The organism is Iodobacter arcticus (assembly GCF_042664895.1).
Taxonomy (GTDB): Bacteria; Pseudomonadota; Gammaproteobacteria; order Burkholderiales; family Chitinibacteraceae; genus Iodobacter; species Iodobacter arcticus.
This window is the reverse complement of the sequence record NZ_JBHTBQ010000001.1, coordinates 111,539-137,407: the sequence shown is the minus strand read 5'-3', so window position 1 is coordinate 137,407 and position 25,869 is coordinate 111,539. Positions and strand designations below refer to the sequence as shown.

21 protein-coding genes are annotated in these 25,869 nt (G+C 49.7%); 10 read left to right on the top strand and 11 right to left on the bottom strand.

Annotated elements, in window-relative coordinates:
* The first annotated feature begins 76 nt into the window (after positions 1 to 76).
* The 6 genes from ACFQNF_RS00600 (at position 77) to ACFQNF_RS00575 (ending at position 10,316) form a co-directional block, all read left to right on the top strand.
* Positions 77 to 772, top strand: a complete 696-nt coding sequence (locus ACFQNF_RS00600; protein ID WP_380185330.1) for a CTP synthase C-terminal region-related (seleno)protein — start codon at positions 77 to 79, stop codon at positions 770 to 772.
* 99 nt (positions 773 to 871) lie between these two features.
* A complete protein-coding gene (locus tag ACFQNF_RS00595; RefSeq protein WP_380185328.1) occupies positions 872 to 2,554 on the top strand; it encodes a ShlB/FhaC/HecB family hemolysin secretion/activation protein in 1,683 nt (560 codons plus the stop codon).
* Positions 2,555 to 3,028: 474 nt separating this feature from the next.
* Positions 3,029 to 7,915, top strand: coding sequence for a hemagglutinin repeat-containing protein (locus ACFQNF_RS00590; protein ID WP_380185327.1), 4,887 nt, complete (start codon positions 3,029 to 3,031; stop codon positions 7,913 to 7,915).
* A 282-nt stretch (positions 7,916 to 8,197) separates the two neighbouring features.
* Positions 8,198 to 8,788 carry a hypothetical protein gene (locus ACFQNF_RS00585; protein WP_380185325.1) on the top strand — a complete coding sequence of 197 codons (591 nt, stop codon included), beginning with the start codon at positions 8,198 to 8,200 and terminating at the stop codon, positions 8,786 to 8,788.
* A 35-nt stretch (positions 8,789 to 8,823) separates the two neighbouring features.
* A complete protein-coding gene (locus ACFQNF_RS00580; RefSeq protein WP_380185324.1) occupies positions 8,824 to 9,576 on the top strand; it encodes a hypothetical protein in 753 nt (250 codons plus the stop codon).
* 188 nt (positions 9,577 to 9,764) lie between these two features.
* The gene (locus tag ACFQNF_RS00575; RefSeq protein ID WP_380185322.1) at positions 9,765 to 10,316 is read left to right on the top strand and encodes an NADPH-dependent FMN reductase; all 552 of its coding nucleotides are present in this window, start codon (positions 9,765 to 9,767) and stop codon (positions 10,314 to 10,316) included.
* Positions 10,317 to 10,531: 215 nt separating this feature from the next.
* Here the strand turns inward: ACFQNF_RS00575 and ACFQNF_RS00570 are convergent, their stop codons facing one another.
* Positions 10,532 to 11,314: a DODA-type extradiol aromatic ring-opening family dioxygenase gene (locus tag ACFQNF_RS00570; protein WP_380185320.1), complete on the bottom strand. Its 783-nt coding sequence runs from the start codon at positions 11,312 to 11,314 to the stop codon at positions 10,532 to 10,534.
* A gap of 165 nt (positions 11,315 to 11,479) precedes the next feature.
* Positions 11,480 to 11,887, bottom strand: a complete 408-nt coding sequence (locus tag ACFQNF_RS00565; protein WP_046351447.1) for a DoxX family protein — start codon at positions 11,885 to 11,887, stop codon at positions 11,480 to 11,482.
* 594 nt (positions 11,888 to 12,481) lie between these two features.
* On the opposite strand from ACFQNF_RS00565, the gene ACFQNF_RS00560 reads away from it, so the two are divergent.
* The 3 genes from ACFQNF_RS00560 to eco (ACFQNF_RS00550) all read left to right on the top strand — a co-directional run bounded on the left by ACFQNF_RS00560 (position 12,482) and on the right by eco (ACFQNF_RS00550) (position 15,244).
* A complete protein-coding gene (locus ACFQNF_RS00560; RefSeq protein ID WP_380185318.1) occupies positions 12,482 to 13,414 on the top strand; it encodes a LysR family transcriptional regulator in 933 nt (310 codons plus the stop codon).
* A 200-nt stretch (positions 13,415 to 13,614) separates the two neighbouring features.
* Positions 13,615 to 14,133 (top strand): hypothetical protein, encoded by a 519-nt coding sequence (locus tag ACFQNF_RS00555; protein WP_380185316.1) that lies wholly within the window; start codon positions 13,615 to 13,617, stop codon positions 14,131 to 14,133.
* A 634-nt stretch (positions 14,134 to 14,767) separates the two neighbouring features.
* Complete coding sequence (gene eco / locus ACFQNF_RS00550; RefSeq protein WP_380185315.1) at positions 14,768 to 15,244, top strand: serine protease inhibitor ecotin; 477 nt, start codon at positions 14,768 to 14,770, stop codon at positions 15,242 to 15,244.
* 295 nt (positions 15,245 to 15,539) lie between these two features.
* On the opposite strand, the gene ACFQNF_RS00545 is transcribed toward eco (ACFQNF_RS00550), so the two are convergent.
* The 5 genes from ACFQNF_RS00545 to ACFQNF_RS00525 form a co-directional block, all read right to left on the bottom strand.
* On the bottom strand, positions 15,540 to 15,971 hold the full coding sequence (locus tag ACFQNF_RS00545; protein ID WP_380185313.1) for an SRPBCC family protein: 432 nt from the start codon (positions 15,969 to 15,971) through the stop codon (positions 15,540 to 15,542).
* Between the two features lie 552 nt (positions 15,972 to 16,523).
* Positions 16,524 to 17,300, bottom strand: coding sequence for a VOC family protein (locus tag ACFQNF_RS00540; protein WP_380185311.1), 777 nt, complete (start codon positions 17,298 to 17,300; stop codon positions 16,524 to 16,526).
* Between the two features lie 245 nt (positions 17,301 to 17,545).
* Positions 17,546 to 17,815 carry a hypothetical protein gene (locus ACFQNF_RS00535; protein ID WP_380185310.1) on the bottom strand — a complete coding sequence of 90 codons (270 nt, stop codon included), beginning with the start codon at positions 17,813 to 17,815 and terminating at the stop codon, positions 17,546 to 17,548.
* A 120-nt stretch (positions 17,816 to 17,935) separates the two neighbouring features.
* Entirely contained in the window at positions 17,936 to 18,379 is a 444-nt protein-coding gene (locus ACFQNF_RS00530; protein WP_380185309.1) for a hypothetical protein, read from the bottom strand.
* A gap of 306 nt (positions 18,380 to 18,685) precedes the next feature.
* On the bottom strand, positions 18,686 to 19,177 hold the full coding sequence (locus ACFQNF_RS00525; RefSeq protein ID WP_380185307.1) for a uroporphyrinogen-III C-methyltransferase: 492 nt from the start codon (positions 19,175 to 19,177) through the stop codon (positions 18,686 to 18,688).
* 120 nt (positions 19,178 to 19,297) lie between these two features.
* Here ACFQNF_RS00525 and eco (ACFQNF_RS00520) point away from each other — a divergent pair, with 120 nt between their 5' ends.
* Positions 19,298 to 19,765, top strand: coding sequence for a serine protease inhibitor ecotin (gene eco / locus ACFQNF_RS00520; RefSeq protein WP_380185305.1), 468 nt, complete (start codon positions 19,298 to 19,300; stop codon positions 19,763 to 19,765).
* Positions 19,766 to 20,041: 276 nt separating this feature from the next.
* Here eco (ACFQNF_RS00520) and ACFQNF_RS00515 read toward each other — a convergent pair whose 3' ends face one another.
* The 4 genes from ACFQNF_RS00515 to ACFQNF_RS00500 all read right to left on the bottom strand — a co-directional run bounded on the left by ACFQNF_RS00515 (position 20,042) and on the right by ACFQNF_RS00500 (position 25,734).
* On the bottom strand, positions 20,042 to 20,890 hold the full coding sequence (locus ACFQNF_RS00515; protein ID WP_380185303.1) for an exonuclease domain-containing protein: 849 nt from the start codon (positions 20,888 to 20,890) through the stop codon (positions 20,042 to 20,044).
* A gap of 27 nt (positions 20,891 to 20,917) precedes the next feature.
* On the bottom strand, positions 20,918 to 21,430 hold the full coding sequence (locus tag ACFQNF_RS00510) for a hypothetical protein (protein WP_380185301.1): 513 nt from the start codon (positions 21,428 to 21,430) through the stop codon (positions 20,918 to 20,920).
* 269 nt (positions 21,431 to 21,699) lie between these two features.
* Entirely contained in the window at positions 21,700 to 22,443 is a 744-nt protein-coding gene (gene cobA, locus ACFQNF_RS00505; protein ID WP_380185299.1) for a uroporphyrinogen-III C-methyltransferase, read from the bottom strand.
* A gap of 606 nt (positions 22,444 to 23,049) precedes the next feature.
* Positions 23,050 to 25,734, bottom strand: coding sequence for a nitrate reductase (locus ACFQNF_RS00500; protein ID WP_380185297.1), 2,685 nt, complete (start codon positions 25,732 to 25,734; stop codon positions 23,050 to 23,052).
* Positions 25,735 to 25,869 lie beyond the last annotated feature (135 nt).

Here is a 25,869-nt window from a genome sequence, read left to right as displayed (position 1 = left end):
CCGTTTTTCGTGTTTCAACACTGCTCGCGGGTTTCACCCGCCCTACAAAAACATCCCCCTCCACCACAGGCCCTCCATGAAAATATCCATTGCTTTAATTGGCGATTTTAATGCCGAAGTCATTGCCCATCAGGCGATTCCCCTTGCGCTGGAGCTTGCGGCGCAGGCTTTAGATATTGAGATCCAGGCAATATGGTTGCCTACTGAGCAAATTAGCAGCACTGAAATTCTCAGCACATTTGATGGCCTGTGGTGCGTGCCTGCCAGCCCTTATAAGAATACCGATGGTGCCTTGCTGGCGATTCGCTACGCCCGCGAGCAAAACATTCCGTTTTTAGGCACTTGCGGCGGCTTTCAACATGCGGTGATTGAATACGCCAGAAATGTACTGGGCTGGGCCGATGCAGATCATGCAGAAACGGCCCCTGATGCACAGCGGGCGGTGATTTCGCCGCTGGAATGCGGCTTGGTCGAGGCAACAGCGAGTGTGCGATTTATTGCCGGATCAAAACTTGCGAAGGCTTATCAAGACTTGCCATCGCTAGAGGGCTATCGCTGCCGCTATGGGCTAAACCCCAAGTTTCAGGCGGCGCTTACCGCAGGCCCGCTACGGGCCACAGCCATTGATGAGGCTGGGGATATTCGTGGTATTGAGCTGGATAATCATCCATTTTTCGTCGCCACGCTGTTTCAGCCAGAGCGTAAAGCATTAAGCGGCCAATGCCCGCCCATTGTGAAAGCCTTTGTTAGTGCTCAGCGCAATTGTGAATGAATCGTCAACAGACCCTAAGCACTATGAAGTACAGACATTCATTTACAACTTGCCTAATTTAAAAAAGGAAAACGAATCAATTAGCGAAGATAAACTCCCTTGACTAAAACTCAGCGCACTACTCTCTCCGCCCTCCTTGCCAGCCTTAGCTTTGCGAGCACAGCAGCAGATACGAAGCCGGATCTGCCCGTCATGCAGCAATCGATGGAAGATCATTCCCGCCGCATGATGCAAGAAAACGCGGATAGATTTCGCAGCATTGTGAACGATCAGCGCATGCGTCAGCTTAAAAATGACGACAGCGCTTTGCCAAGCAATCCCGCCTCCACCATGCAAGAATTTGATTGCCTAGCGATCAAAGGGCTAAAGCTGGCGGGAATAGAGCTGCTAAGCCATGCAGAGGTCAATGCGCTGGGTTTACCCAATGCCGAATGCCTGAGCAATCAGGATATCAATCGCTTTATTCAGGCACTCACCACGCTTTATGTGCAAAAAGGCTACATTGCCGCGCGCATTTTAGCATCGGGGCCGGATGCGGACGGGGTGTTAACACTTAGGGCGGTTGAAGGCCATGTTGAAGCCATCCAAAGCGCCGATCGCCGCTTGAACACAGCCACTTTATTTCCGGATGTAATCGGCCAGCCGCTTAATATTAAAGATATCGATCAGGGGCTGGATCAGGCGAATCGCTTGCAATCCAACCATGCCACGGTCGATATTTTGCCAGGTGCGGCTCAGGGCGGCTCCATCCTCATGCTGCGCAATCCTGAATCCCAGCCTTGGCATGGCGGCGTGTCGCTCAATGATGGCGGGCAAGAATCAACCGGCGAGTGGATTGCTGGCATCAATGCATCTTGGGATAGCCCATTTGCGGCGTCTGATTTTATTAGCGTATCCAGCCAAAGTAGCACCGATAATCCCAATACCCGCTACAGCCGCAGCAGCTCTTTGTTTTACTCCCTGCCCTATGGCTACTGGACGCTGAGCGCCTTTGCCAGTGAATCCCGCTATTTAAACACCCAGCAATTAAATATCTATGCCGTGCAGCTTTCTGGGGAGTCCAGCCAAAGCGGCGTGCGGCTTGATCGAGTGCTCGCCCGCAGCCAGCGCGCCACCAGTACCGCCAGCGTGCAGCTAAGCCATAAGCGCTCGGATAATTATTTTGAAGATGCCTGGCTGGATATCAGCAGCCCCAAACTCACTGTGATGGAGCTGGGCTTTAACCAAATGTTGATCAGCGATAGTGGCATCTGGGTGCTAGATGCATCGCTAGAAAAAGGCCTCACCTGGTTTGGTGCAGATCAGGAGCGGCCCGTAGCCGACTGGCCCACGCCAGAATTCACCAAGGCCAAGCTGGGGATCAAGCTATATCGAAATTTTTTTATCGCAGAGCAAGCCATTAGCCTGCAAAGCAGCTGGAGCTGGCAAGGCAGCCGTGATCGCCTACCCGCCATTGAGCAATTAGAGCTAGCCAGCCAATCGACAGTGCATGGCTTTAAGCGCAATTCTTTATCCGGGGATACAGGCTGGTATTGGCGCAATGCACTCTCTACCCGCCTGCCCCTAGCAGGCGCTTATTTAAGCCCAAGAATTGGCCTTGATGCCGGGCGCGTTTTACAAACCAATCTGGGCTATCAAAGCCTGGCCGGAATCACGTTGGGCCTAAGCTTTAATATGCAGGATATTAATATTGATCTGGAATACAACCGCGCGCTCTATATGCCGAATGGATTTAAAAATGAAGAAGGCCAGATTATTTCCAGATTAAGCTGGCAGTTTTAAAGCGGCTTTTCTTATTCATCACCCGGCATAATTTCTTAACGCCCCAATCGTTAAAAATATTCCCGAAAAGCAATTTTTCTAAAAAATGGTGGGTGGGCAAGTTTTTATGCCCACGCGTCCACACCATGTGGCTGCGTGGGCACGATAGAACAGTGCCCACCCTGCACAGCAGCTTCTTCAACATTGCCCGCGGGTTTCACCCGCCCTACCCCTCCCAAAACTCAATCTACAATATTCACAAAATAAATTTGTAAGAAGCATAAGTTTGCTGCGACTCAGTATTTACAAAGAAGAATGAGTCCTAATCTCCCGCTATTTTGTCTATTTTCAGAAAAAAATGCCCCTTAGTGTGAATACCTTATTAGGCAAGGCCTATAAGGCTGTATTAGCCTTTGCTAATAATAACTTAAAAGTATTTCTGCGATAAACCATGCGGTGATTGGCACTCTGTTCAACAAACTAAAGGTACGAATAATGAACTTTAATCTTTCTATCAGCGGCAAAATTTCTGCGGCACTCATTATGGCTTTTGTGCTTACAGAGAATGTATCTGCCAACGGCATTGTGGCGGGGGGCGATGCAGCCAAACAGGCGCAAATTAGCACCGCGAATAATGGCGCAGCCGTGGTGAATATTGTTGCGCCTAGCGCAGCGGGTTTATCGCATAACCAATTTAAAGACTTTAATGTAGGCACCGCCGGTGCTGTCTTAAACAACTCCACTATTGCGGGCCAATCACAACTAGCAGGGCAGCTGAACGCCAATAGCCAATTGGGCAATCAAGCCGCTAAAGTGATTTTAAATGAAGTAGTCAGCCGCAATCCTTCGCTGCTATTAGGTAAGCAAGAAATCTTTGGTATGGCTGCCGATTATGTATTAGCCAATCCCAATGGCATTACTTGCGATGGCTGCGGCTTTATCAATACCCCTCGCGCCTCTTTACTGGTGGGGAATGCCAATGTGCAAGATGGCCAGATCCAGTCATTAGAAGCTGCAAAAAATAATAATCTATTGCAGGTACAAACAGGCGGCGCGCGCGGCGAGAAGGTATTAGATTTAATTGCCCCGCGTATTGATGTGCGCGGCAATGTGCAGGCAGAAAAAGCCATTAATGCAGTCGCTGGCTTTAATAGCGTAGCCTTCGATCATTCGGTGGATAGCATCAGCGGCAAAATGCTCACCAGCACAGCAGCCCCAACAGTCAGCGGCTCTTTAGATAGCTATTACCTTGGTGCAATTCAGGCGGGGCGGGTTAATTTGATTAGCACCGCAGCGGGCGCTGGGGTCAATATCACCGGCCAAGTTCAAGGGCAGGAAGCGCTTAATATTGAAAGCGCTGGCAAGCTTAGCCTGAGCGCCGCCCAGCTTAAGGGCCAAGCCATCAGCCTAGCCGCCCAAGATATCGAAAGCCGTGGCAAGATCAGTACTAAAAACACGCAAGACCAAAGCCATAATGAAAGCTGGTTTATCTGGAAAACCGGCGAAACCGATACAAAATCCGCCAGCAGCAAAAGCAGCATTGAGCGCAGCAGCCTTCAGGGCGATGACATCAATATCAAGGCTAGCAATGCCGCATCGCTCGCCGCCACAGATATCGATAGCAATAATCTAAACCTTAGCGCAGCCAAAGTTGATTTAGACGGCCAATTACTCAGCAATAGTGAAAGCAGCAGCAATAACGCCTGGAAAAACTCCTGGGCGTATAACAAGGCCGAATCAAGCAGCACAGAGCAGCAAATTGGCACGCGGATCAAAGCCAGAAACGATATTCAAATCAGCGCCACCGCTGGCGACCTCAATCTAAAAGGCAGCAGCATTCAGGCGGCAAATCAGCTAGAGCTGGCAGCCAGCGGCAATATCGCACTGGCAGGCTTAACAGAGCGTGATAGCAAATCAGATAAGGGCAATCGTAAAAACGACGGCGCCAGCCTGCAAACCGGCTCCTGGGACAATAGCAGCAGCAGCGAGCGCTTAGTGAGCACGGCACTGCAAAGTGGTAAGTCGCTGATTATTAATGCCGCAGGCAATATCGATGCCACGGGCGCGCAAATTAATGCAGGGGCAGATAGCCAGATTGCAGCCAAAGGCACGCTTAATATCGCCACACAGAGCATTGCCAATAGCAGCCAAACTCAAAACCAGCAAAAGTATTGGGGCGGGATTGGCGGCGGTGGCGAAAAAAACAATGGCACCGAGCAAAGCATTAATGTGCGCTCCAATATTAATAGCGATGGCAAATTAAGCCTGATTGGCGAAAAAGGTATTCGCGTTAATGGCAGCACCGTTAAAGCCAAACAAGGCGCTTATGCCCAAGCCACAGCAGGCGGCGTTATCATTGATAGCGCGCGTGATTTAAGCAAAACCAGCATCGATCAGCGTAATGGCACGGTGTTTAATATCACCAGTAGCTCTAATCAAACCAAAAGTAGCGTTGAAACCAATCAGGCATCTACTTTGCAATCAGATGCAGATTTAAACATCGTTTCTGCTCAGGATATCGCAGTGATTGGCAGCAATATCAAGGCCAAGGATCAGCTTAGCCTTGCTGCCAAAGGCAATGTTGATATCAGCAGCGCCGCTAATACCGAGACCAGCAAAGGCACGGAAACCAAGCTAGAAGTCAAAGGCTACGCTAAAGAGCAAAGCGATAAACAATACCGCGCTGGCGTGCGCATTGAGCACACCGAAACCAAAACCGATATCGAAAAAACCAGCAACACCGGCTCGGTAGTCAGTGGCGGCAGCGTCAGTGTGAACGCTGGCAACGATGTGGCCATTAAAGGCTCTACCGTTGAAACCACCAAAGGCAATGCAGACATCAGCGGCAAGAATGTAGCCATTACCGCCTCGCAAGATACTGAAAAATCCAGCACCAGCAACACCGTAACCGGCGGTGGCTTCTACTACACCGGCGGCATTGATAAAGCAGGCAGCGGCTATGAAGTAGGCCAAAGCAGCCAGCAAACCGATAGCAACAAATCCACCGCCAACACCTCATCGGTGAAAACAGCGGGCGATTTAAATATCAATGCAGGCAAGATCAGTAATGAAGGTACACAGCTGGCAGCGGGCGGCAATGTTGCACTTAAAGCCGACAGCATTGATAACAAAGCCGCCAGCAATACCAGCCATACCGACACCAAGAGTAGTAACTGGAGTGTGGATATTGGTGCCAACGTGGATTACAGCAAAATCACCCGCCCGGTTGAAAAAGCGGTCACTGGGCTGATCACCGGCAAAGTAAGCGACACCCTTGCCATCGCCTCTACAGCAGGAAAAGTGGGAGCACCTAATGTAGGGATCGATGTGCAAGTTAAAGCGGGCAATAGCCAAGGCAGCAGTGACAGCAGCAAGGCGATTGTCAGCCAGATCAGCGGCAAAGATATCAGCATCAATACCAAGGGCGCACTGAACGATCAAGCCACGCAATACAAGGCGGATGGCTCCGTCAATATCCAAGCGGGCAGCCATGATTTAAGCGCCGCAGCCAATACGCAATCGTCCACACAAAACACCGTGCAGGGCCAAGCTGATGCGCGGGTTTATACCGAAACCGGTAAAGACGTAAATGTAAATGCCAGCGGCAAGGGCGGCAATCAAACCACCGCCTCCAGCCAATCAGATGCCATCACCGGCAGCATTAATGCCAAGCAAGGCATCAATATTAATGTGCAAGATCAGGCCAGCTATCAAGGCAGCCAAATCAATGCAGGCGAAGGCAAAACCGTGATCAATGCAGGTGGCGATGTGCGCTTTGATCAGGCTAACAATAGCCAAAGCGCCAGCAGCAACAGCGTTGATGGCAACGCCAAACTGAATGTAAATGTGAGCAAGTCGGCCAGCGGTGGTGCAGGTGTGGGCGGGCAAATTAATAGCAGCGAAAGTAAGGCCAGCACAGCCGTTGTTGCTAGCCTAGATGGCAAGGGCGGCGTAGAAGTTAAATCTGGCAAAGACCTTACCCTGCAAGGCACGCAAATTGGTAAGCAAAACGCCGCAGGCGATGTCACGCTGCAAGCTGCCAATAAGGTTGATTTTCAAGCCGGTAGCAATAGCAGCAGCAAAACCGGATCTTCTGTAGGCGGCAATATCAGCGCAGGCGGCGGCTCTAGTGAAAGCAGCGAAAAATCTTCTGGCAATGTGAACTTTGCTGCCGATTTTAATATCGGCAAGGTCAATGAATCGGCCCATAGCCAAACTGCAGGCAGCATTAATAGTACGGGCAATGTAGTGATCAGCGCCGGAGCCGCTGCTAAAGACGCGGTAAGCCTAACTGGCACGCAAGTTAAAGCAGAAAACGTGGCACTGGATGCAGCCAATGGTGGCATCAACATTCAATCTGCCCAATCTAGCAAAGAGAGTAATAACTGGAATGTGGCCATTGGCGGCGGTGCAAAAGCGAGCCAGTCTTTTAATAAAGACAGCAAGGGTAAGCTGGATGAGGGCAAAGACACTTACGGCTTTAACGCTAAAGTTGCGGTAGGCGTGGATAAGCAAGATATCTTGCAACACCAAAATGCCAATATCGAAGCGGGCAAGGTCAGCATCAATAGCGGCAAAGATGTGAGTATTCAGGGCGGCAATATCAAGGCCGATGCAGTGAGCGGCAAAGTGGGCGGTGATTTAATCGTTAGTAGCCAGCAAGATCGTGATCACAGCACAAAGGTAGATATAAGCCTTGGCCTGAATGCTGAAAAACATCAGGGCAAAAATGGCCTGGTTGCCGATAAATTAGGTGGACTTGGCGATACCGTAAAAGACAAAGCCACCGGCGCAGTCAATAAGGCAGCGGATAAAGTAGCAGACAAATATGAAAGCTTGGCCTTTAACAAAGGCTTAAAAACCGACACCACCCAAGCGGTGAGCTTTTCTGCCAAAGACGGCGGCAGCGTAACCCTGCCAGAGCAACTCACTAGCGGCCCATCTGAGGGTGGCAAAGTAGATGGGCTGGCGCGTAAAGCAGGTAATGGGATTAAAGATGCTTTACTTGGTAATGATAAAGAAGGCTCATCGATTACCCCATCGCTTGATTTAGCCGTTAAGCATAGCGCCAGTGATTTTGTAAAAACCGAATCAGGCATCAGCGGCAAGCAAGGTGTAACGCTGGATGTGGCCGGTAAATCGGTTTTGACAGGCGCTAAAGTTGAATCCGCCGCGGGCAAAGTGGATATCGGCCAGGTTGAAACACATCAACTTAGCGGCCAGGAGTATTCGGTATCTGTAGGGATTAACGCATCGACCTCGGCTGGCGCAGTGATCTCTAATGGCATAGAAAAAATCAGCTCGGGCACTACACCGGTGCTTCAAGTGGGTGTAACAAACAAGGCGCAGACTATCGATGGCGGGGTGATTTCGGCTCAATAAATCTTATTAGATTGCCTGCGTGTATCTTACGCAACAGGTAAATTAAATAGCTTATATGCAATATGGGTAAACATAACGATGATCGCTTTATGGGCAAGCTGCTTTAGCGCTTAGCCCTGCCGATCAAGGAATAAACAAGGCAAAGGTGGTACCAGTTTGTGCTTAAGACCCAAATTGGTGCTGCCTTGTTTATCCGAAAAAGCACGAAAAGCCCCTGCCAAAGGCGCTAAAACCGTTGCTTCGATTGACTCTTAAAACTGAGCACTTACCGAGTATATCGCCATGAAATGGCCTTATCTGATTGCTGCAGTGACCCTTATTGCGCTTGGCGCTTATTCCCAATGGCCCACAGAGGCACAATCTGCCCCCGCAGCAGTAGCGGCTGGCAGCTCCCCTTCTAGCTTTCCCTCCCGGCCATCGGCCAGCACTCCCTGGTTAGCCACCGCCTCAGCCGTAGGCACCGCCAATACAAAGAGCGATAGCGATCAGAATCATGATGGCGTACCCGACGATGTAAACGCCTATATCGATCACACCTACGCCGCATCCAAAACGAATCAGCTGGCCTTTACCCAGCTCGCCCAAGGCTGGGGCGAAGCCATCAATGATATTTCTACCCCTGCCCAAGCCAAGCAAGCTGGCGAAAAAATTGCCCGCGGCATTGCCTGCCTGATGAGCGATGACGTCACGCAAAAAACCGGTAAAACAGCTCAGACCATGTACGACGAGCTGCTGAAAACCCGCGCCGAAATGCTAGGCACCCCCAAACGCACCGAAGCCTATTTACGCTTTCAGACACTGGCATCCGGTCAATATTTTGCAGACCCCGGTAATCAACCCTGCAATTTTAAACCTACCGAATTAAGCAGCTAACACCACGATTTACCCACCCTTAACAGGAATTAATCATGCTGAAACGCCTTGCCCTGCTCGCCTCTCTGATGGCTGGCCCAGCCTTTGCTGCGCCTGCTGCCGTGGTTTTTGTAAATGGCATTCAAAATACCTTTGATGATTCTGTCGCCAGCATGCTGGTGCTTAAAGGCAATATGAAGGCCAAAAAACTAGATAAAGACTTTGTCTATGGCAATGCCTATAACGCCAGCAATGGCTTTTTTAGTGATATATGGCAGGTGTTTCAACAAAAAAACAATGAAACGCAAGATGCCAAGGATTTCTGGCGCATGCTGGACGGCGGTACGGCGCAGGCTGGCTGGATGAGCCAGGCCATTTACGATAAATATTTAAATGCCTTTAGCAGCAGCTCAATGCCCGAGCTACCCGAGCATTTAAAAATGTACCGCCAATATCTAGCCGAAGGCCGCAAGCTGGTGTTGGTGGCGCATTCACAAGGCAATCTTTACGCCAATGCCGAGCAAAATATGCTGATCTCTGGCCCTAATAATGCACAGGGCAAAGTGAGCAGCGTGGGAACCGCCAGCCCAGCGCAATACCTGATGCCAGGCTCTAGCTATATCACCTCATCATGGGATCAGGTTATTAACGGGCTGCGCCTGATTAAAAAAACTTTGCCATCCAATATCAGCATCGGTTTTCACCCCACGAAAGACACCATGGGCCATTCTTTTGTAAAAATTTATATGAACACCGAATACCCTGCTGCGGGGCAAGTGCTTAGCAAAGTAAGCCTGCAAGCGGCTTAATTAGGGTGGCGGGCTGGGGATCATTTCACCAGCTCTGTAAAGATTCATCTGCATTGTGAAAAATCGTACGCTAATTGAAGACTAAGTAAGCTTGCGCAATTGATCTCTGCGGCGTATCACTAGATGTGCAATTTGCGCCGTTTATAAAAGGCGCATTGCATCATCCACTTTTACCAAGGGGCATTAAGATGACAATCAAAGCAATCGGTTTTTCTGGCAGCTTACGTAAAGCATCGACTAATAGCGGGCTGCTGCGCTGCGCCAAAGCCAATTTACCCGCCGGTATGGAATTAGAAATCGTCGATATCTCGGCCATTCCTTTTTATAACGGTGATATCGCAGCAAGCGATCGCCCTGCGGTGCTGATTGAGCTACTGGCTAAAATCGCCGCCGCCGATGCACTGGTATTAGCCTGCCCCGAATACAATTACTCCCTAGCCCCAGCGCTTAAAAACGTGATCGACTGGGCATCGCGCGAAGCCGATAACAAAGTGCTGAACGGTAAGCCCGTGGCTATTTTAGGCGCAGCTGGCGGCATGGGATCTTCTCGCTCGCAATACCATTTGCGCCAGGTATGCGTCTTTGTAAACCTGCTACCACTGGCAAAACCCGAAGTCTTCGCCAACGCCTTTGCGGGGGGCTTTGACGCCAATGGCAATGTGATTGATGAAACCATCAGCAAAAATGTTGCAGCGCAAATGGTGGCGCTGCAAGCATGGACTAAGCAATTGCAGAAGTAATGTTGGGTGGGCAGCAAGTTAAGACAAAGAGCTGATTTTTATAGGGTGTGCAAGTCGTTCTTCTTGCGCACCGGCCCTTGGTACATGCCTATGGCGCACTGCGCACCCAAGCGACAAAAATCGTCACTTGGGTGCTTCAAGTGCGCCCTACATTAGGCAAAAATCGCCGCTTGAGTGCTGCAAGTACGCCCTACATTTGATCAAGTGCAGCGGCATTAATCCTGCCAACGATACACATCCATCGCCAACACGCCGCCGGTAATACCGCTATGGCTACGCTCTACTTTCCCGCCTTGGGCTACGCCCATCACCACAAAAATCGGTAACAGATGCTCGTCTGTTGGATGGGCGCGGCTGGCTTCCGGAGCCTGACGGCGGTAATCGAGCAAGGCGTTGATATCATTTGCCAACAGCTTTTCATTCATCCAAGCCTGAAATGCGGGCACGTAGGCGGGCACACGTGGATCGCCCTCGGTGATGTCCCCCATTACTTCATACAGATTATGAGTCAGGCTGCCCGAGCCGATAATCATCACGCCTTCCTGCTGCAAACCCGCCAAAGCCTGCCCTAAGCGGTAATGATGCTCTGGGCCCTGCCTTGGCTGAATCGACAGCTGCACTACCGGCACATCGGCATCCGGATACATCACCCGCAACGGCACCCACGCGCCATGATCCAGCCCTCGGCTAGGGTGAATCGCCACCGGTAAACCTGCAGCCTCTAATACAGCGGCCACTTTTTCTGCCAACCACGGCGCGCCGGGCGCTGGGTATTGCAACTCAAACAGCGCCGCAGGAAAGCCGCCAAAATCGTGAATTGTCTCAGGCTGGCTAGCCGCACCCACCGCAGGCCGCAAAGAGCCCCAATGCGCCGACACCATCAAAATCGCCTTAGGCTTAGGCAAATCCGCCACCAAAGCCTGCCAAGCAAGACCCGCTTTCCCAGCATCCAAAGCCAGCATGGGAGAGCCGTGAGAAATATAGAAGCTGGGAAACATGGTGAATTCCTTGGTATTAGATATTTTAAGAACCTGAAGTCTGTAAACACAGAGAGCACAGAGATTCAAAACAGCACACAGAGAATCGCTTTTCTCCGTGAAGCTCTGTGTCCTCTGTGCTCTCTGTGGTTCAAGATTTGGGTTTCAAGATGTTGCTTTGAAATCTTAATCCGCAAAACGAGGTGAGCGTTTCAGAGCAAATGCGCCATCGCCCATCAATACTTGTACCAAGGCTGCAGCAATCAGAAACACGGGGTATTCCCAACCGCCATTTGCATTGCCAAACGACCAGCCATTAGCAAAGTGAACCGTGCTTGCACCGATCAATACTGGCAACAATGCCGCTGCCACTAAACGTGGATAAAGACCAAGCAGCAAGAACAAGCCACCAAACACCTCAGCCCCCGCTACCGGATAAGCCATCCAGCCCGGAAAACCTACCGAGGCAAAAAACTGTGCCGTACCCGGCAGAGTAAACACAAACACCTTCGTTAAACCGTGCGCCAGAAACATAATGGCAAGAGCAAGGCGAAGAACAAGAGCTGCGTAGGGGGCGGTTTTGTTATCAATCATTTTGAATCTCCAGTGGTTTGCGCCATGTGTTTGGCATCGATGGAGTGCAGTATGACGATTGCCACCTGAGGGATAAATACAGATATTCTCAAATAATTATCCCTGAATATGGGATAATTGGATGGGGGGTGGTGTAGCTCAAAGCAAAGTCAAAAGGATCTTTTTAGTGCCTTCGGCACGTTGATTTTGGAGCGGTTAGCCACCGCGGGGCCTTCCTTTCTTGCTTCGCCAAGAAACGAAGCCAAAGAAGGCGACCCCGACCAGCACGAAGGCCCCTCACTGCGGATAATTGGCTCGGCGAAAAAGGCTGCTCGCTCGCTGCCTCGCTACCCCTTTTCCGAAACCCCGAGCCGCTTATTCCTCGCTTCGGCGTGCTTCAAGGGGAGATTTAAGCCCTATGCCGCCAGCCATGACAAGCTACTCGTTACCAAGTTTGAAAAATCTCAAAATTCAAATAAATCAACTTAACTCTAAATCTGTTTTCTCCGTGAAACTCCGTGTCCTCTGTGTCCTCCGTGGTTCAAGACTTGGGTTTTGATCGCTCTCTACCAAACAATCTGCGGGTTTCACCCGCCCCAACTTGAGCCCACCATCATGGACAAACTCACCGCCATGCAAGTCTTCACCCGGGTTGTTGACGCGGGTAGTTTTGTAAAGGCTGCCAATCAGCTAGATATCTCCACCAGCGCGGTATCGCGTTTGGTGGCCGAGCTGGAAGCGCATTTAAATACCCGCCTCTTGCAGCGCAGCACCCGCAAGCTCAGCCTCACCGAAGCGGGCCGCCTTTACCATGCTCGCTGTTTACAGATTTTGGGCGATGTGGTCGAGGCCGAATCGGAGCTGGGGCAGGAAGGCCAGCGGCCGTTTGGCTTGCTGCGGATTAATGTGCCAGTGTCTTTTGGCCAGCTGCATCTCTCACCGCTCATTGCCGCCTACCAAAAAGCCCATCCCGATGTGATTGTAGAAATCGAGCTATCCGATCGCAGTGTCGATCTAGTTGAAGAAGGCTTTGATCTGGCGCTACGCATCTCCGGCCAGATCACCGACACGCTGGTGGCGCGGCGTTTGGCGACGATTCGTATCGTCACAGCAGCAGCGCCAAGCTATCTGGCACAACACGGCAGGCCGCTCACTCCCGCCGATTTAGCCAATCATAACTGCCTGATTTACACCAATGGCAGCCGCCGTGGCGAGTGGGATTTTAGCGGGGCGGATGGCAATATCACGATTAAAGTAGCTGGACATTTTCGCGCCAATAATGGCGATCTGCTGCGCCGCGCAGCCCTTGCAGGGGAAGGCATCATTTGCGAGCCAAGCTTTTTAATTGGTGAAGACTTAGCCAGCGGCGCGCTAGAAATCCTGCTGCCCGATTGCACCACACCCCAGCTCGCCCTCTACGCCGTCTACCCCAGCCGCCGCCACCTCTCCGCTAAAATCCGCAGCTTTATCGACTTTCTGCCCGCGCAAATGAGCGAGCCACCGGCTTGGGATGGCTGGATGAAAAACAGTACGCAACCCAAATCTTGAACCACAGAGAACACGGAGGACCCAGAGTTACACGGAGAAAATCAACAGATTAGAAGCTGATGCGCCTCCGGCTTTGTTCGTATTTTCCGTGGATACCTATTTTTTCCCAAACCTGAGTAGTAAAAAAATAAACCATTACATATACCAAGAGATAGCCGCTGTATATTGCCCACATTAGTGCCTAACTCGGACAGTGCCCCATGAAATCCATCTTCCTAATAAGTATTCTTTGTTCCACCTTAGTGGCCTGTGGCGGTGGCGATGTCACAGTTAATAGCGACGGCATCAACGTTGTGGCCGTCGATACCGTGCCCACAATCAATGCCCTGCGAGTGCTTGCCGGGGAAAAAGACACCAGCGGCATCACCCCAATTAACGACGGCTTCTTTACCGTAGAATGGGATGCAAAAGCGACGGATGTAGCCACTTTCAATCTGCACCTGAGTAAAGATTTGCTGGTTAGCAGTGATGATACCGATTTGTTTTTTACGCTAAACCCAGAGAAAAACTCACGGGCCACACTGAAATGGGAAAAAGAAAAAGACAATATCTCGCTCTCTGGCGTACCCACTTCGGTAAACTCCTTCTTAAGCAATAACTCAGAAGGCAAAGGCTATCTCATTGCCAAAGCCTGCGGATTTAAAGTGGATACAGCGGGCGGATCACGCAAGGAATGCGTGCAAAAAGAAGTGGCAATTCAGCTCATTAAGAAAATTTAATATTTATTTTATTTATTTGAAATTAATTACATCAAATTCCCGATTATTCCTGCTACTCACTACGCTCTATTTTTGAACTTGTAGGGCGGGTGCAACACGCGTATTTTATTGCCCGCGGGGCATAATGCTTTTGTAGGTTGGGTTAGCTGGTTTATTCGTCTATCAAGGCGGATAAACCAGCGTAACCCAACCTACGAACTACGAACGCCCCTTAAGTTGATAGGGTTGAATCTCACTCGCACTATTATATTTAAAATTAACTTTAGCTTAAACAATCCTGACTATGCCTCTTGCTCAATCATCTCTGTGTAAATTGATTTCTTAAGAGTGGTGCTCGATTTTTGAATTTGTAGGGCGGGTGAAACCCACCGTTTTTCATATTTCATTACAAAGCTCGGCGGGTTTCACCCGCCCTACGATATTTACAATGAGTTTGAACAAGAGGCATAATCAGGTAAATAATAATGCCAAATAAAATTAATAATTAATTTTATTACAATAAAAAATGTGACAAACATCATTAACTTTCTGTAAATAATTGCTATTCTTTAAAGCAGACCACCAATATTATGCCTTATTAATTAGGCAATACCTTTCAATAAAAACTATCCAATAAACGTTTAAGGAAGATTAAATGAAAATCAAACTTGCCATCCTTACCACCCTTACCACCCTTACCTGCGCCAGCACTTTTGCCGCAAGCCCAGATCCAATGAAACCCTTTCCTGCGCCAGAAGCGGGCTTTGTTCGCAAAGTGATTCAGCTACCTAAAGTTAAAAATCCAGAACTTTATCGGGTGCAGTTATTGCCAGGCAAGATGATGGAAGTGGATTGCAATACCAGAAGTTTGGGCGGCCAGTTAAAAAAAGAAACTGCTCAAGGCTGGGGGTATGATTATTGGGTATTGCCACAAATTCAGCCGGGCATCAGCACCATGATGGCATGCGATCCTAATGCGCCTAAAAAACAAGCTTTTGTTAGCGTTTATTCAGAAGAGCTGCACCGCTATAACTATAAATTGCCCATGGTTGTTTATTTACCTGAAGGCATTGAATTACGCTACCGTATTTGGTCTGCTAAAGATAAAACCAAAACTGCAGTAAATGGTTAATTAAAATATTAAAAAAGGCGATGCAGCTCAATGCAAGCATCGCCTTTTTTAATCCCCAGCATTTATATCATTGCTAATACCAAAAAAATAAACAGCACTATTGCCAAGCTTATCAACTTAAGCGAAATGATTTCGTAGGGCGGGTGAAACCCGCGAGCGATGCCGCATAAATACGTGAGTTGTACCCGCCCTACGATATTTATAATGTTGTTGAGCAAGCGGCATAATCAGGTCATGGCTTATTGCTTGCTAATACAACATCAAATTGACCCACCCTACAAATATTGAATACTTATTAAATATTCGCAGCCTGAGCGCCTTCTGCCTGTGCTTTAAGTCTTTGCAGGGTAATAGGCAGGCCCTTATCCACCAGCGGGGCAAGCATTCTGATTAAGAGTGGTTTCAGCAGCCCGGCAAACGTCACACGGTGCACCACTCTGGTACCGCCCTCCACAGCCTCCAGCTCATGATCAAAATCCATGCGAAACAAGAAGGTCTTGCTGGTTACCGTAAAATTACGGTTTAGCTGAATAGCCGTCACTTCCATAGGCACAGTATTGCCCTTGGTGGGCGTCAAACTGCCTTTAGAGCCAAGCGTTAAGCCCTTTTTTAATGAAGAGGCCTTCGTATCCGGATCCCAGCCCTTCCAATTATCAACATCTTGGTAAATACGAAAAATCGTTTCAGGTGCAGCGGCAATCACAACTTGCTTCTCTACGATATTCATAGCTTTTTCCAAGTTAACAGCAGACATACACGCCCACAGATTGCAAAGGGCAACCCAATTTATGACAACATACTACACCCAAGCATTGAGGTAAATGCCAGAAATTTGTCAGTTTAATGTATTAATTTATTGGGTATTCTATTGCGAAAAAGTTAAGCCAGTTGATTTCTTGGCTCATCGCATGAGGCTTAAAAATCCCCTTGAAGCCGCGACACGAGGAACAAGCGGGCGGGATTTCGGCGAGGACTATTTGAGCGAAGCGAGTTCCGCAGCCACCGCTGTCCGCAGAGAGGGGGTTCGTGCTGGTCGGGGCGCCCTTCTTTGCGTACTAGGATTTCTGGCCGTTCAAGAAAATGAGTCCCACGCGGGGGACTCCCGCACCTAAACCAACGTGCCGAAGGCACTAAAAAGCCCTGCAGAGCGGGCTAGCCGCAGACCTAACCCGCGATTCAGACATGCAGGCTGAGTAGTAATCGAGCAGGTGGTTTGTGATTGACAGCATGGCTCATGCTGGGTTGATAAACGCACGCCCTACAGGGCTAAAGGGCTTTGTTAGGTGTCTGTAACACCTCTGATGCGCTTGAGAACATTAGCCTCTTCATTCTTTAGTTCTTCTCGAATTGTATTTGCAAGATTTTTTGCCCAATTTGCGAAGGAGGGAAGATGTTCTTTTGTGATTACCTTAATGCAGCAACCGATGTGATCTGGAATATGTGCGGAAAACAGGAATTCGCTGTTTGTTACCTCAGTAAGCTCTAACTCACCACACTCCTTTCTGGAGCACTCGAATAGAGGGGAATCTATAACGACAACTGGAAATGCAAATGCAAAACGGGGAATTGTGGACGAAGAACGATCCTGCGCTACGCCATGACAGGCCTTTAAGGCGCCAATGGCGGCGGTATAGGCTGGATCAGACTCATTTCCCAAGGCTTGGCGGAAACCGTAGCCACCTCGCTGCGGCCTCTTTATATAAGGGCCAAGCAAGGGAAGATCAATAAATCTATTGGCAAGGACTTCTCGAGCCGCACTGGATGTGACACCAAAAGCGGATAGTCTATTGTAATTAGACAGAGCATCATCAGATGTAAATACAACCCAAGGCTTGGAAGACGACTTACACTCAATGACAAAAGAAACTTCTATGACACCTATAAAATCTGGATCTTCCGCTATTACATCAATTTCACGTCCTTTATCGGACTGTGAATCGCGGAATGTAGCTGATTGACGAACATCAAATCCTGCGTTACGAAAAGCAGATGCTGCTTCCATTTCAAGTGGAAAGCCTGTTTTATTAAGCCATTCAATTATTTTTTCGGGCAACACAAAATTTCCTCTAGTACCTAACGCCGAATTAAACGGCAGTTTTTAAGTTGTGATTTTATGAACTACTTTAGCGCAGCAAAACCACAAAACTGCGACTTGAAGCGGCTGTCCAATCCCTGGGCAGGTTAGCCGCAGGCGTAACCCGCGATTCAGGGATGGAAAGCTGAGCGGAAATTAAGTTGGTATTCATAGTTGGCAATATCACTCAGCGCGGGTTGATACAACTAACCCGCCCTACAAAGCTATTACTTGCGAAAGCCATCAAGCCTAGCGCTGGATATCATTGCTAACTGGCCCTCGCCGTAACAGTGCTTGCAGAAGACCAACATTGCTTGATTTAGATGGCCAGCGCTATGCGTGTCGATTCGCGATGCTATATCGTTGGCGTCAAACTCACTCTTCCCTTCGCTTCGCGCTGCGAGATAAACGTAAGCCTGAACAGCCTTTGTTCCTCGCTTCATCAGGAAGAAAAATGCAATAAAGATTACAATAGTCGCGAAAATTACTAATTCCATCGTCGTGCCTTGTCTTTGTTTGGTGGGTTTCTGATTGCCGCTGGAGGCTTAAAACCTACCGCTTTTTTAGGCTGGTGCGCGGGGGTAGTGGACCCACCTGCTAAGTAGTCCATTTGGCTTTCAATCAAGCTCCGTGAAGTACTTAATCAGACCCAAAGGCTGTCTTTCTTCAGCTCCGAAGCACTCAAACAGTTCATCAACACCCTTCTGATGAGCGGCTTTGTAAGTCGGATCATCTTGTAGGTTGACAGAGTCTTTCACGTATTGAATGGCATCAATGTTTTGATCGTGAAAAACAAATGAGTGGCCTGCAATGATCCTAAGAATTGCATCTTGCTCGGATCTATAGGGAAGGCCAAGTCTTTGTAGGGCTGCGTCAAAGAAACCGAATAGGTAGCCTCGCACAAATTTGCTTTGAAGCTCAGCCGGCCGAGTTCGACAATGGAGTAGTTGAGTAACCAGAACATTCGCAACGCTTCCTAGTGACTTGACACTCTGTTTATCCAAGGCATCGAACACAGCGTCGAGAGGGGACCTCTTCTTTTTTCCAAAAAAACCAAACATGACTATCTCTTTCTTGCGCGAGTGGTGTAAATAAAGCTTCAAAAGGCCTAACAAGATATAAATACCCTAAAATGGCGGAAAATACCCTCGCTGGAGTATAAAAAGCCACTCCCAGCAGAGATGCTGGGGTGGCCTGATGTATTTTATGCCGTCATACTACACCCGAAATAGTGAGGTTTTGCGTTACTACCCATAAATTTTGTCAGCTAGATTGGATTTATTTACAGTTTATTTTTACAAAAAACCAAAAAAAACTTACAAATCATACGGAATTTACTCGTTCATCACCGTCAGCTACTTCTCACATCACGCCGCAACAGCCTCATCCAATACACCAACCCTAGCCTCTCCAATCGCCTCGCCCACTAAAATAATCGCCGGGCTGCCCATTTGAGCAGCCTGTGCATCCAATGCCAAATGCTTCAAGGTGCTAATTAAGCGGTGCTCGGCGTGGGTGCTGGCCCATTGGACTACGGCGGCGGGGGTGTTGGGGCCTAGGGTTTTGAGTAGACCGGCGGTGACTTGGGCGATGCGGCTCATTCCCATATAGATCACTAACGTAGTGCCGGTTTGGGCGAGTGCTTGCCAGTTTGGCTCGCTGTGGTCTTGGGCGTGGGCGGTGACAAAGGTGACGCCTTGGCAGTGTTCGCGGTGGGTAAGCGAGATGCCAAGCGATGCCGCGGCGGCAAGGCCGGAGCTGATGCCGTTGATGATTTCAACGCGGACCCCAGCGGCTTGTAGAAAGCTGATCTCTTCCCCTGCGCGTGAAGTAATGGGGTCAGGTCTTAGATTTTGCATCAGATAAAATTTATAGTGGTTTGCAAAGCAAGTTAAATTTATTGCTCATGTCAAATGTAAGACCTGACCCTATAGGTTTTTTCATAAAAATTGCATCAATAAACTATTAAGGAAGATTAAATGAAAATTAAACTAGCCATCCTTACCGCCATTACTTGCGCCAGCACCTTTGCTGCAAGCCCAGACCCAATGAAAGCCTTTCCTGCCCCAGAAGCAGGCTTTGTGCGTAAAGTAATCCAGCTGCCTAAAGTAAAAAATCCAGAACTTTATCGGGTGCAGCTATTGCCTGGCAAAATGATGGAAGTAGATTGCAATACCAGAAATTTGGGCGGACAGCTAAAAAAAGAAACGGCTCAGGGCTGGGGATATGATTATTGGGTATTGCCACAAATTGAGCCGGGCATGAGCACCATGATGGGATGCCCACCGAATGCGCCGAAAAAACAAGCTTTTGTGAGCGTCTATTCTGAAGAGCTATACCGCTATAACGATAAATTGCCTATGGTGGTTTATTTACCCGAAGGCGTTGAATTACGCTACCGTATTTGGTCTGCTAAAGAAAAAACCCAAACTGCAAAAAATGGTTAATTAATCGATTTAAAAAGGCGATGCTGGCTCAATTAAATATTAAGTTAGCACCGCCTTTTTTAATTACCATCACTTATCACATTCCTATTGCACAACTAAACATTCGCAACCTGAGTGCCTTCTGCCTGCGCTTTAAGTCTTTGCAGAGTAATAGGCAAGCCCTAGAAAGTAATGGGGTCAGGCATTACTTTTGCGTCAAATAAAACTTATAGTGGTTTGCAAAACAAGTTAAATTGATTGCTCATGTCAAATGTAAGACCTGACCCTATGGGTTTTTTAGCCGCTTATTAAGCGCTCAAAATCACTTTCTCCAATTATTCGAATTGCCTGACCTTTCCCCATAAGCTCTTCTGCTTTTCTATGCTTAGAGCTTTTTTCTGCACCAGCCAATGCCCGAATATCTTGATCTCCAACAACAAGTAAAGATGTGTGCTTAGTGACTCCCGCGCCAACTTCACAACCAGAAAAAGCAGCAAGCCTTGCGGCTTCTTGACGTGGTATTGAAAGTGCCCCTGTAAATACGACAACATTCCCAAACAGTGGCCCCTCTGGATTTGCCTCTACAGCAGTATAAGACTTTGCCACAGCAGAAGACTTCAATGCCCGCGTACACCACTCAGAAGCGCTTGTTTCACTTTCTTTAATTGCTAATATAAGTATTTCACCTGCAAGACGCGCATCTTCTTCGGCATCATGATGCTTGAATGCAATACCAAAATGCTTAGAAAGATTTGAAAGGCCATAACCAGATTTTGAGAACTCAGGCCAAGTGCGCCGAACAACTCTTGCAGTATCTAGCCACCGACATTCAAATGGCTCTGCTCCATTTTTTTCACAGGCTCTACGAATTGCAGTTCTGTCGAATGGCGTATGGCTAGCAACGATAATGTTTGTATAGTTGAGTTTTAGGCGTGCATGAATTTCTGGCCAAGTAGGTGCGGATGAAACCATTGCCTCAGTTATTCCATGCACTGAAACATTGAAGTCATCGAAGTAATCCTCTGGATTCACCAGCGATGACCATGACTCTAAAAATTTACTTCCAGAAAAAATTGCAACGCCAATTTGGCAGATACTTCCCAAATCTGGATTGGCGGTTTCTACATCGATTACTACGAAATCCATATTTACTCCTTTCGCATAACGTCTTAATTAACCGGATTTCGAGGCTTTTTGCGTAGGACCGGTTGAATGAGTTGTTAGGTTATTGATCAATTGTTTCAAGTGCTCCCACCCCAATTCATCCACTTTGAGGTCTTTTTTACCCTCTTGGGTTTCGAATTTTTCTCCAAGGTTCAAAGTACGTTCTTTGCCGCCATTTTTTCCCCTATTGGTGCTTTCGTCTGTCGACACGGCAGAAAGATAGGGTTCAATTTCATCGAGCGAAGCAATGACATACTTTGCTTGGGGCATATTTCGTTGCAGAAGAACAGCGATCAAAATATCGAATCCATGGTCGAGCTTGCCGTTTATGGCATTTTTTTCTGGCCAATCGATAGTCTTGACCTGGATTCTTATGTTTGCTCCATGTTCATTAAGAACCACGATGTCCCACCCGTTTTGAGTAGGGCCGTTTGCTAAATAGCATTCGTATCCTCGCCTGAGCATCTCTCCAAGAACGAGATACTCACCGCTTGCACATGAGCTCGATTTATTGATCGACATTGAAAACCTAACAAGATATAGATACCCTAAATGGCAGAAAAACCAGCCTCTAAGGTGTATAAAAACGCCCCCTCAGTAGTGATGCTGAGTGCGGTCTCATGTATTTTATGCTGTCATACTACACTCGAAGTAGCGATTTTTTACGCCAATACCCATATATTTTGTCAGCTCACCTTAATTTATTTACAATTTATTTTTACAAAAAACAAAATAAATCTTACAAGCAACACAAAATAGATTCATTTACACCCGTCGGATAGCTCAAACCATCACGCCGCAACAGCCTCTTCCAATACCCTCTCCCTAGCCTCCCCAACCGCATCCCCCACCAAAATAATCGCCGGACTGCCCATTTGAGCCGCCTGTGCATCCACCGCCAAATACTCCAAGCTGCTAATTAAGCGGCGCTCGGCGGGAGTGCTGGCCCATTGGACTACGGCGGCGGGGGTGTTGGGGCTTAGGGTTTTGAGTAGGCCGGCGGTGACTTGGGCGATGCGGCTCATTCCCATATAGATCACTAGCGTAGTGCCGGTTTGGGCGAGTGCTTGCCAGTTTGGCTCGCTATGGTCTTGGGCGTGGGCGGTGACAAAGGTGACGCCTTGGCAGTGTTCGCGGTGGGTAAGCGAAATGCCGAGCGATGCGGCGGCGGCAAGGCCGGAGCTGATGCCGTTGATGATTTCAACGGTGACCCCAGCGGCTTGCAGAAAGCTGATCTCTTCCCCAGCGCGGCCAAACAGCAGCACTTCTCCGCCTTTTACCCTGACTACGACCTTGCCTTGTAAGGCGTAGCGGCGCATCAGCCTTTGGATAAAATCTTGTGGCGTTGACTTACAGCCGCCTCGTTTCCCTACCCGAATCAGCTGTGCTTGCGGGGCAAGGCTGGCGATTTCTGGGTTGGCTAAATCATCGAGCAGCACCACATCGGCCAGCATCAGCGCTTTCATCGCTTTGATGGTAAGCAAGTCCAAATCCCCCGGCCCCGCCCCTAATAAAATCACTTTGCCTTGTTTCATGGTTGGTTTTCCAGTGGGTTTGATTCGTTTTAGTGCCTTCGGCACGGTGATTTTGGTGCGGTAGCCACCGCGGAGCCTTCCTTTCTTGCTTCGCCAAGAAACGAAGCCAAAGAAGGCGACCCCACGAAACACGAAGGCCCCTCATCTGCGGACAATCGAGCGGCGGCTGCGGAACTCGCTCGCAAGCTCGCTCAGACAGTCCTCGCCGAAACCCCGCCCGCTTGTTCCTCGCTTCGGCGTGTTTCAAGGGGAGATTTAAGCCCCGTGCTATGAGCAGCGATAGAACCGTTGATATTGGTTGACCTTGAAAAGGCTTTCTTTCAAAACACGACCTAACTAAAAAGCTGTTTTTCTCTGTGTTCTCGGTGTTCTCTGTGGTTCAAGATTTAACTCTCTCCCAACAAGCTCATAGGGTGTGCAAGTCGTTTTTCTTGCGCACCGCCTTTCGGTGCGCAACGACTTCGTCGTTGTACACCCTACCGTGCGTCCTATGACTTCGTAGGGCGGGTGAAACCCGCGTATTTATTCAGCATTGCTCGCGGGTTTCACCCGCCCTACTCTGTGTCCTCGGTTGGATCAAGGGTTCAATATTTAGCTCCGCCAACCTCACGCCTTAATCGCCTGATTACACATCCTACTTAGCTCCGGCACGCAAGAACCGCATACGCTGCCGCAGCCTAGTTTGGCTTTTAGGCCTGCTACATCCGCCCCCAGCGCTACTTCCGCGCGGATGGCGGATTCGCGGATGTTGATGCAGTTGCAGATCACCGGGTCACGCGGGGTGTTGCCGAGTTTTTTTGGTGAGAAGGCGTTGAGGCGTGGGCCTTGCCATGGGTTGCCTGCTATTAACTGCTCCAAGAGTGCTTCGCCGCCTTGGGTGTCGCCTGCCAGTACAAAGCCGGTAAGTTGATCTTCTTGCCAGCCGACGCGTTTAAGCAGGCCACGGCGGGCGTCGTGGTATTCGAGTACGTCGTGATTGGGGTAAAGATCGAGTGCGGCAAAGAGTTTTTCTAACAGGCCTTCGGGCAGCATTTTGGCGGCGGCGCGTAGCACTAAGACTGGCTCGTCACGGCCTTGCAGGCTGATGCTGGCGTAGCTACAGGATTTTAAAAGTGGCTGTACGGCGGCGTGCAGCGCCAATACATCGCCTTTGCGAGCGGCTAATAAGACCCACGGCAGCTCGACTTTTTCGATGCGCACGGCGGCGTGTTTTAGCTCGGGCTGAAACGATTTATCGTCGGTGGCGCTGCTGGCAATTTCATTGCTGCCGCTGCTATTTAAAAACTGCCCGCTCCAGTGCATGGCAGTAAAAACGCAGCCAGATACCAGATCGGCAGAGAGCGCCAATGGCAAAATCAGGCTGCCACGCTTGCTGCTGATGCGGAGTAAATCGCCCACTTTTAAGTTGCGCCGCTCGGCATCCACCGGGTTCATTTCTAAACTTGGCTCGGGGCTATGCGCAAAGAGCTGTGGCAGGCGGCCAGTGCGGCTCATGCCATGCCATTGATCGCGTAAACGGCCAGTCAGCAGATGAAAAGGGAAGCGTGAATTGGTCGGCTCGGCCACCGGCAAATAATCCACCGCCGTAAATTTGGCTCGACCAGAGTCGGTAGCAAACACGCCGTTTGAATAGCGCCGCGCCTGCCCAGTGCTTGCGCCCTGAGGGTAAGGCCATTGCTGTGGGGATGCTTCTAGCAGTGCGTAGCTTAGGCCGCCAATATCCAGATCGCGACCTACCGTTAGCGCGCGGTGCTCGTTAAAAATAGCTTCAGGGCTGTCAAAAAAGAACAGGCCGGGGTGCTCTGGCTTTAAGCGCGCGCCCATTCTTTGCGCCACTTGCAGGGCAATCCAGCTATCTGATTTTGCCTCGCCTAGCGGCTGCACCGCCGCCCGAACACGGGAGATACGCCGCTCAGAATTAGTCACCGTGCCTTCTTTTTCGCCCCAGCTGCTGGCGGGCAGCAGCACATCGGCAAAGGCGGTGGTGTCGGTGTGGGCAAAGGCATCTTGCACCACCACAAACTCGGCCATTTCTAGTGCCTGACGCACATTGGGCAAATCTGGCAGGGAATGCGCGGGGTTGGTGCAAACAATCCACACCGCCTTGATCTGCCCCGCTTTAATTGCGTCAAACATCGCCACCGCAGGCAGGCCCGGCTTGCCTGATACGGCATCCACACCCCAAAATTGCGCCACTTCGGCACGGTGCTGCGGATTGGCAATATCGCGATGCGCGGCCAGCATGGTGGCCATGCCGCCCACTTCGCGCCCGCCCATGGCATTGTGCTGGCCGGTCAGCGAAAACGGCCCGCTGCCGGGCTTGCCAATTTGCCCCGTCGCCAGATGCAGATTAATCAGCGCTAGGTTTTTATCTGTGCCGTGGCTGGATTGATTCAGCCCCATGCAATACAAAGACAGCGCCGCAGGCGAGCGGCCAAACCATTCTGCTGCTTGCAGTAAATCGGCCTCCAGCACGCCGCATAGCTCGGCAACCATTTTGGGCGTGTACTGCCGCACCCGCGCTTTTAGCTCGGCAAAGCCGCTGGTATGCACCTCAATAAAGGCGGTATCCGCCAAACCTTCCCACAAAATATGGTGCAGCATGCCGTGAAACAGCGCCACATCGGTGCCTGGCTGAATCTGCAAATGCAAATCGGCCATCGCGGCGGTATCGGTGCGGCGCGGATCGATCACGATCCATTTAATATCAGGATTAGCCGCCTTGGCCGCCTCCAAACGGCGAAACAACACCGGATGGGCATAAGCCATATTGCTGCCAGCAAACAGCAGCGTTTGCGCTAATTCCAAGTCTTCATAACAAGTTGGCGGGCCATCCGCACCTAGGGCCATTTTGTAAGCCGTGACCGCGCTCGACATACAAAGCCGCGAATTGGTATCGATATTGTTGGTGCCGATCAGGCCCTTAGCCAGCTTATTAAACACATAGTAATCTTCGGTCAGCAGCTGGCCAGAGACATAAAACGCCACCGAATCCGGCCCGTGCTCTTCAATAATCCCCGCAAACCGATCCGCCACCGCATCCAGCGCGCTATCCCAATCTACCCGCTGCCGGGCTTCTGATCGACTAGTGCGCAGTTCCGGATACATCGCCCGCCCGATGGGGCTTTGCACGCTTTTAGCCAGAGACAAACCCTTAGTACAAAGGCGGCCCCAATTGGCCGGATGAGCCGGATCACCGCTCACCCCAACAATCTGCTCGCCCTCACTCTCGATCAACACCCCGCAGCCCACACCGCAGTAGCAACAGGTAGAACGGGTTATGGTGGTCATGGTTTTTCTCTTTCAAAGTGGCAAATTTCACGCTATTAAAATAAAACCCAAATCCTGAACCACGGAGGACACAGAGGGCACGGAGTTTCACGGAGAAAACCAAGAGAAATGGCCGGTTTTTCCGTGCCTTTGGTG